Consider the following 7581-nt stretch of genomic DNA (forward strand, 5'->3'; position numbering starts at 1 on the left):
CGTGGGGAGGAGTGCCCCGCACGCGCGTGTGGGCCTCTGCGGATGCGCGATCCCGCGGGGCGAAGGAGAATACGGCGGATGATTGTGGACTCTGCCATCTACCGGGACGGGCGCCGCACGGCGGGGCCCGCCGATCTGTCCGACGCCCTGGCAGAGGCGCGGGCGTCCGGGGACGCGTTTCTCTGGATCGGGCTGCACGAACCGACGGCGGCCGAGTTCGACCACGTCTCGGCCGAGTTCGCGCTGCATCCGCTCGCCGTCGAGGACGCCCTGAAGGCCCATCAGCGCCCCAAGCTGGAGATCTACGACGACTCGCTGTTCGTCGTCCTCAAGCCGGTGGTGTACGAACCGGAGAGCGACCGGGTCTCCACGGACGAGCTGATGCTGTTCGTCGGCGACTCCTTCGTGGTGACGGTCCGGCACGGACAGGGGGCGCCGCTGGCGGCCGTACGGAGACGTCTGGAGGCCGAGCCGCACGTCCTGAGGCAGGGCCCGACCGCGGTGCTGTACGCGGTCAGCGACGAGGTGGTGGACCACTACATCGACGTGGCCGGTGAACTCCAGATCGACCTGGAGCAGCTGGAGGCGGACGTGTTCGCCCCGGTGGGCGCCCACGCGTCGAACACGGCGGAGCGGATCTACACGGCCAAGCGGCAGGTCCTGGAGTTCCGGCGGGCCGGCGGGCCGCTCGCGGGACCGATGGCACGGCTGGCGGCCGGAGACGTGCCGTTCGTGCACGAGAGCGCGCGGCCCTTCTTCCGTGACGTGAGCGATCATCTGATCCGCGCCAACGAGCAGGTGGAGGGCCTCGACCGGCTGCTGTCCGACGTCCTGGCGGCCCACCTCGCGCAGATGGGTGTGCGGCAGAACGACGACATGCGGAAGATCTCGGCGTGGGCCGCCATGGCCGCGGTCCCCACGATGGTCGCGGGGATCTACGGCATGAACTTCGACCACATGCCGGAGCTGACGTGGACCTGGTCGTATCCGGCCTTGATCCTGCTGATGGTCGGCATCGAGGTGGGTCTGTACCGGCTGTTCAAGCGCCGGGGCTGGCTGTAGCCCCGGCGCCAGGAGGCCGCGCCACGGGCCGGGCGGTTCAGAACGCGGGGGCCGGGGTCGCGGGCCCGCCCAGCGCGTCACGGCGCTCGGGCATCGTGAGGCCGACCATCTTGTGCCAGCCGGCGAAGCGTTCGTACGCGTACATCCCGTGGATCCCGACGGCGAGCGCGCCGGCCTTGGCCTTCGGCCACTTCAGGATGCGGCCCATGTGGCTCATCACGGCGAGGCTGACGTCGCGGTAGACCTTGATCTCGGCGAGCGCGGACGCGCGCAGGGTGTTCTGGATGAGCCGCCCGTGCCCCGCCTGCGCGAGGCGCAGCAGCTCCTCGTGGCAGTACGCGAGGTGGTTGGCCTCGTCGTTGTCGATCATGTGGATGGCCTTGCCGAGCTCGGGATGGTCGCCGAAGTACGTGACCAGCATGTCCATCTGGTCGGCCGCCCGCTGCTCGGTGACCCGGCTGTGCGCGAGGTAGACGATGATGTCCTCCTCGGTCAGCGGCTCGTCACGGCGGAGCTTGTCGTGGGCGAGGCCGATGCCGTTGCGTTCGAGGAGCATCGTGTAGTCGGTCTCGGGCGGCACCGGTACGGGTTCGAGGCCGCGCTTCTTCAACAGCGCCTGGAAGATCCGGCCGTGCTTGTCCTCGTCGGCTCCGTGCCGGGTGATCTTGGGAGCCAGCTCCCGCATGCCGGGGGCGACAAGGGCCGCGATGCGGGCGTTCTCCCAGCCTCCCTGGGTCTCGCCGCTGGCGGCGATGGAGCAGAAGAGCTGGAAGGACTCGTCGTTGTCGATGATTTCCTGGAACAGGCTCTTGGCCGTGAGCATTGCTGCCACCTCCATGCGAGCGTCCGCACACCGCACGCCGCAAAGAACGAGTCAAGTGCGGTGTGGACGGGTGGGCAACAGGAGGGGCGGGCCATTCGGCTGAAAGAAGGAGCGCTCCGCTCGTAACCGCGCGCCTGTGTGACGCGTTGTGCTGCATGACGGCCGTGGCGGGGAAGACCCCCCGAGCCCCCACCACGGCCGCAGACTTTCCGTCGGCTTCTGCTAGGCGAGGCCCGCGTGCTCCAGGGCCTCGGTGCCCGCCCGCAGCGCCGCCAGCCGCTCGTCGAGGGTGAAGCCGGCCGGGTTGAGGCTCAGGGTGGTCACGCCGGCCTCCGCGTAGGCCTTCATCCGGTCGGCGATCCGCTCGATCGAGCCGAGCAGGGTGGTCTGGTCGATCAGCTGGCGCGGTACGGCGGCCGCGGCGCCCGCCTTGTCGCCGGCGAGGTACTTCTCCTGGATCTCGGCGGCCTGCTTCTCGTAGCCCATACGCTGGGCCAGCTGGTTGTAGAAGTTCTGCTTGGGGCTGCCCATACCGCCGACGTACAGGGCGGTGTACGGGCGGAAGATGTCGGCCAGGGCGTCGATGTCGTCGCCGAGGGCGATCGGCACGGTGGGGTGGACGTCGAAGCCCTCCATCGTCAGCCCGGCCTTCTCACGTCCCGCGCGCAGCGGACGGAGAGCGGTCTCCTCCAGGTGCTCGGCGGAGGGGAAGATCAGCAGCGCGCCGTCGGCGATCTCGCCGGTCTGCTCCAGGTTCTTCGGGCCGATCGCGGCGATGTAGAGCGGGATGTGCTCGCGCTGCGGGTGGACGGTGAGCTTGATGGGCTTGCCCGGGCCGTCCGGCAGCGGGAGCGTCCAGTGCTGCCCCTCGTACGTGAGCCGCTCGCGCGACATGGCCTTGCGGACGATCTCGACGTACTCGCGGGTGCGGGCCAGCGGCTTGTCGAACTTGACGCCGTACCAGCCCTCGGAGACCTGCGGGCCTGACACGCCGAGGCCGAGACGGAACCGGCCGCCGGAGAGCGAGTCGAGGGTGGCGGCCGTCATCGCCGTCATCGCGGGCTGGCGCGCCGGGATCTGCATGATCGCGGAACCGACGTCGATCCGCTCGGTCTTGGCGGCCACCCACGAGAGCACGGTGGGCGCGTCGGAGCCGTAGGCCTCGGCGGCCCAGCAGACGTCGTAGCCGAGGCGGTCCGCCTCCTGGGCGACGGCGAGGTTGTCGCCGTCCATTCCGGCGCCCCAGTAACCGAGGTTGATGCCGAGCCTCATGACCACACCCTCTTTACCGATCAGTAACGTCCCTTGCGGCGGACTCTAGCGCGCGGGTGAGCGATCCGTCAGGGGGAGGTTGTCCACAGGCTCTCTCCGCGTGGGGTCTTGGCCAGTAATCTCGCGCCCATGGAGCAGAGGCATCTCGGACGTACCGGCCTGCGCGTGTCCCGGCTCGGGCTCGGCACCCTCACATGGGGCCGGGACACCGACGAGCACGACGCCGCCGACCAGTTGAAGGCGTTCTGGGACGCGGGCGGCACGCTCGTCGACACGGCGGACGTGTACGGCGGCGGCGAGGCCGAGTACGTGCTGGGCCAGCTCATGGAGCGCCTGGTGCCGCGGCGGGATCTGGTCATCTCCACCAAGGCCGGCAGCGTGCCCGACCCGGACCGGCGCGTGGACGGTTCGCGCGGACATCTGCTGGCCGCGCTCGACGCGTCCCTGGCCCGGCTCGGCACGGACCACGTGGACCTGTGGCAGCTGCACGCCTTCGATCCGCACACCCCGCTGGAGGAGTCCCTGCAGGCGCTGGACATCGCCGTCAGCAGCGGCCGCGCCCGGTACGTGGGGGTGTCGAACTTCTGCGGCTGGCAGCTGGCGAAGGCGGGCACCTGGCAGCTCGGGGCGACGGGCGCGGGGCGGACCCGGCTCGCGGCGACGCAGATGGAGTACTCGCTGCTCCAGCGGGGCGTCGAGCGGGAGGTGCTGCCCGCGGCGGTGGACCTGGGCATAGGTCTGCTGCCGTCCTCGCCGCTGGGCCGCGGGGTGCTGACGGGGAAGTACCGCACCGGCACGCCGACCGACTCCCGGGGCGGCTCGGAGACGATGGCCCCGTTCGTGGAGCCGTATCTCGACGAGGCCGCGAGCCGGATCGTGGACGCGGTCGCCACGGCGGCGGACGGCCTGGCGACGACGCCGCTCCACGTGGCGCTCGCCTGGGTCCGCGACCGGCCCGGAGTGACCGCCCCGATCGTCGGTGCGCGCAACGCGCAGCAGCTCAGCGGGGCTCTGTCAGTGGAGAGCCTTAGTCTTCCTGACGAGATCTGCCGGGCGCTCGACGATGTGTCGGCGCCCGTGCACCGCTATCCGGACCAGGACTGGAGCACCTTGTGACCGAGCCTTCGCGGGAGACCCCGCCCGAGGCCACCGAGCCCGAGCCGGGCGAGACCGGCGAGGCCGCGACCGAGCGCGCCCCGGAGCCCGCCGAGGAGGCGACCGAGGCCGCCGAGGCCACCGGCGGGGAGACGGCGGCCGCCGACGGGGAGGCGAAGGCCGTTGAGGTGTCCGAGGCGCAGGCGGAGCTGGCCGCGCAGCGGGAGCTGCGGGCCCGGATCGAGCAGCGCAAGGCCGAGAAGGCGGCGCCGGTGGACGCGGGGGCCAAGCTGAGCGGCACGGCGGCCGACCTGCTCGCGGCGGTACGGGCGGTGGAGAGCGGTACGAAGTCGGGCAGCGCGTTCTTCGAGGCACCGGAGCCCACGCCGGCCCCCGCGCCCTCGTCCTCTCCGTCGCCCGAGTCCCGACGCCCCGCGTCCGTCCCGGCGCCCGCCGCAGCCGTACCGGCCGCCCCCGTGCGCCCGGTCGAGGCGCGGGCGGCCGCCCCGGAGACGCTGGCGGCCGTGCGGGAGGTCCTCGCGCGCGGCGGTGCGCCCGAGTCGCTGGCCGGTCAGGTCGCCACCACCCTGGGCGAGGGCGCCGCGGAGGCGCTGCGGGAGGACCCGTGGCAGCTGCTGGCCGTGCCCGGGGTGCAGCCCGAGCACGCCGACGGCTTCGCCCGGGCCCTGCTCGGCGCCGCGTGCGGACCTGGCGACCCCCGCCGGGGCGTGGCCCTGGTGACGTGGCTGCTCGAACGGGCCGCGCTGAAGGGACACACGGCCCTGGAGGACACCGCCGTACGGGCCGGGCTTGCCAAGCTGTCGGTGCCCGACCCGGACGAGGCCGTCCGGGAGGCGGCCGCCGAGGGCGCGGTGCTGCTGTTCCAGGAGGAGGAGCAGGCCCCCGAGGCGGACGAGGACGAGGGCGGGGACGACGGCGACGAGACGTCCGGTGCCGAGGCCGCCGAGGCGCCCGAGGAGCCGGCCCTGCTGGGGCTCGACCGGTACGCCCTGGCCGAGGAGAGCCTCGCCGACGGTCTGGCCCGAGTGGTCAAGACCGTCTCCGGGGAGGTCTGGGAGGGCCCCGAGCTGGTCCGCGCGGCCGGCGCGCACGGCCTGGTCCTGCACATCGGCGGCGAGGCGGCCCGCAGCGAGCCGGTCGCGCTCGCCGAGAGCGCCCGGGAGCGGGGCCTGCGGGTCGCCGTGGCCGTGCACAGCGAGAACGGGGTCGAGCGCCTCGGCGCACAGGCGGTGACCGTCGCCGCCCTGCTGTCCGGCGCCGCCGGGCCCGGCCGGGACGAGGAGGGCGCCCTGGCCCTGGACCTGCTGGTCGTCCTGGACGCGCCGCAGCTGGACGTCGAGAGCGCGACGACGCTCGTGGAGTCCCTGCCCGACGGCTGCCGTCTCGTGCTCGGCGGGGACCCCGGTGTCCTCGGATCGGCGGGCGCGGGCCGGGTGTTCGGCGATGTGCTGGCGGCCCGGGTGTGCCCGGTGGTCGCCTCCCGCGTGCCCGACCCGGGCCCGATCGGCGAGCTGGTCTCGGGCATCGGCATCGGCGAGCTGAACCAGGTGGAGGCGCCCGGCAAGGAGGTCGTGATCGTCCCGGTCCGGGACGCGGGCGAGGCCGTCCACCGGACGGTCCAGCTCGTCGCCGACTCGATCCCCCGGGCGATCGACGTGCCGGCCGAGCGGACCCAGGTGATCACGGTCGGCCACGGCGGCTCCGCGGGCACCCGCGCGCTCAACGCGGCGCTCAAGGAGCGGCTGAATCCCGGCCCTGGCCGCTTCGGCGGTTTCGACCCGGGCGACCGGGTGGCCTATGTGCCGGCCCCGGGGCGGACGGTGGCCGGGACGGTCGTGGGCGCCGACGCCGAGGGGCTGCGCCTGGAGTGCGCGGGCGAGCCCCTCGTCGTACCGAAGGAGCGGGTGGAGTCCGCGCTCCGGCACGGGTGGGCGCTCACGGCGCACCAGGCGGCCGGGATGCGCTGGCCGGCCGCGGTCGTGGTGCTGCCTGGGGACTCGGCCCAGGGGCTGACCCGGGCGTGGGTGTACACGGCCTTCGGCCGGGGCGAGCGCCATCTCTCGGTCGTCCACGGCGTGGACCAGGCACTGCCGCGCGCGGTGGCCGAGGGCGTGCCCCCGGAGCGTACGACGCGGCTGAGGCCCCTTCTGGAGGCCCTGCTGGCGGCCGACGAGGGCTGAGCCCGACGCGGGGCTGGCGTGGGCGCAGGACGCGGGCTCATGAACACGACGGAGGGCGGGACACCGTGGGGTGCCCCGCCCTCCGTCGTACCGCTCAGACGACCCGCTCGGACGACCTGCTCAGGCGTCCTGCTCCTCCAGGTCGTCGTCCAGCTCGTCGTCGAAGACCGCGCTGACGTCGAAGCGGCAGACGATCCGCTCCGGATCGGCCTGCTCGAAGGGGGCGTTCAGCCACTCCCCCGGCTCGGGCAGCTCCTCCGCGGCCGAGACCCAGAGCGTGGAGTCACCCTCCTCCAGGCCGAACTCCTTGTGCCGTGAAGCGATTTCGTCCGGTTCGTACTCACCGAAGAGCACACCGAGCGCGGCGTGCGTACTGCCACCGACGACGGGCGCCGCGTCCGGCCCCTCCTCGTCGTTCTCCACATCGGCGATGCGCTGGGCCTGGGCGAGCAGCCGCTGCGGTTCCACGACGGCGTAGTCGCGGCGGATCAGCACGCTGAGGGCGTGCGGCTCCGCCGGGCCGGCGTAGGGCGGGAGCGAGTCGTCGGCGCCCGGGATCTCGAAGGGGGTGACCTCGTCGTAACGGTCGTAGAGCCGCTCGTCGTAGGCCTCGGCCGCCGCGGCGAGGGCGTTGAAGGCTTCGTAGACGGCCGGGTCGTCGTCCCCCGAACGACGTTCGACCGCCTCGAGGTGACGGTCCAGTGCGGCTTTGACCGCCTCGGCGGCGGCACGTACCTCGGCAGCGGTGGGCTGCGCAGCATCAGACATGGGACGCACGCTATCCGTACCGGGCCTGTGCCCGCACAATAGATGCGATGCCGGAATACGAATTTGTCGACGTGTACGTGCCGCGCGGCGTCTCCCGCAAGGAGGCGACGCGGCTTCTGACCGACCATGCCGAGTACGGGCACTGGGAGTTGGACCGCCTGAGCCTGCACCGGGACGGCAGCCGCAGGGTGCGGCTGCGCCGGCGCATCATCCGTCAGGTCCGCGCCACCTGGTGACATGAGAAGGGGGCCCCGCCGCTGCGGGGCCCCCTTCACGTCGCGCGGCTGTCCGAGGTCGTGTCCGGACACTCTGGCCGGGGGCGGGCCCGCCGCCCCGCACGCTCGCCGCGGTGGGGTGAGG

7 protein-coding genes are annotated in these 7581 nt (G+C 73.0%); 4 read left to right on the forward strand and 3 right to left on the reverse strand.

The genetic code is table 11. The features are described 5' to 3' along the window. Positions 1-78 precede the first annotated feature (78 nt). Positions 79-1062, forward strand: coding sequence for a magnesium/cobalt transporter CorA (corA, locus tag ACWF79_RS20255; protein WP_453729482.1), 984 nt, complete (start codon positions 79-81; stop codon positions 1060-1062). A gap of 37 nt (positions 1063-1099) precedes the next feature. On the opposite strand, the gene ACWF79_RS20260 is transcribed toward corA, so the two are convergent. Beyond that, the gene (locus tag ACWF79_RS20260; RefSeq protein ID WP_453729483.1) at positions 1100-1885 is read right to left on the reverse strand and encodes a ferritin-like domain-containing protein; all 786 of its coding nucleotides are present in this window, start codon (positions 1883-1885) and stop codon (positions 1100-1102) included. A 222-nt stretch (positions 1886-2107) separates the two neighbouring features. Further along, complete coding sequence (locus tag ACWF79_RS20265; protein WP_453729484.1) at positions 2108-3157, reverse strand: LLM class F420-dependent oxidoreductase; 1050 nt, start codon at positions 3155-3157, stop codon at positions 2108-2110. A gap of 129 nt (positions 3158-3286) precedes the next feature. Here ACWF79_RS20265 and ACWF79_RS20270 point away from each other — a divergent pair, with 129 nt between their 5' ends. Beyond that, the gene (locus ACWF79_RS20270; protein ID WP_453729485.1) at positions 3287-4273 is read left to right on the forward strand and encodes an aldo/keto reductase; all 987 of its coding nucleotides are present in this window, start codon (positions 3287-3289) and stop codon (positions 4271-4273) included. Then, the gene (locus tag ACWF79_RS20275; protein WP_453729486.1) at positions 4270-6453 is read left to right on the forward strand and encodes a helix-hairpin-helix domain-containing protein; all 2184 of its coding nucleotides are present in this window, start codon (positions 4270-4272) and stop codon (positions 6451-6453) included. The genes ACWF79_RS20270 and ACWF79_RS20275 overlap by 4 nt, the downstream gene beginning before the upstream one ends. A gap of 120 nt (positions 6454-6573) precedes the next feature. On the opposite strand, the gene ACWF79_RS20280 is transcribed toward ACWF79_RS20275, so the two are convergent. After that, the gene (locus ACWF79_RS20280) at positions 6574-7221 is read right to left on the reverse strand and encodes a hypothetical protein (RefSeq protein ID WP_453729487.1); all 648 of its coding nucleotides are present in this window, start codon (positions 7219-7221) and stop codon (positions 6574-6576) included. 47 nt (positions 7222-7268) lie between these two features. Here ACWF79_RS20280 and ACWF79_RS20285 point away from each other — a divergent pair, with 47 nt between their 5' ends. Next, positions 7269-7457, forward strand: coding sequence for a DUF5703 family protein (locus ACWF79_RS20285; protein WP_005319466.1), 189 nt, complete (start codon positions 7269-7271; stop codon positions 7455-7457). The last annotated feature ends 124 nt before the right edge of the window (positions 7458-7581 follow it).

The sequence above is a fragment of the Streptomyces sp. NPDC054975 genome, from assembly GCF_053609105.1.

Excerpts from the sequence above, each read along its gene's own strand:
- corA (WP_453729482.1), top strand. The coding sequence starts at position 79 with ATGATTGTGGACTCTGCCATCTACCGGGACGGGCGCCGCACGGCGGGG.
- ACWF79_RS20260 (WP_453729483.1), bottom strand. The coding sequence starts at position 1,885 with ATGCTCACGGCCAAGAGCCTGTTCCAGGAAATCATCGACAACGACGAG.
- ACWF79_RS20265 (WP_453729484.1), bottom strand. The coding sequence starts at position 3,157 with ATGAGGCTCGGCATCAACCTCGGTTACTGGGGCGCCGGAATGGACGGC.
- ACWF79_RS20270 (WP_453729485.1), top strand. The coding sequence starts at position 3,287 with ATGGAGCAGAGGCATCTCGGACGTACCGGCCTGCGCGTGTCCCGGCTC.
- ACWF79_RS20280 (WP_453729487.1), bottom strand. The coding sequence starts at position 7,221 with ATGTCTGATGCTGCGCAGCCCACCGCTGCCGAGGTACGTGCCGCCGCC.
- ACWF79_RS20285 (WP_005319466.1), top strand. The coding sequence starts at position 7,269 with ATGCCGGAATACGAATTTGTCGACGTGTACGTGCCGCGCGGCGTCTCC.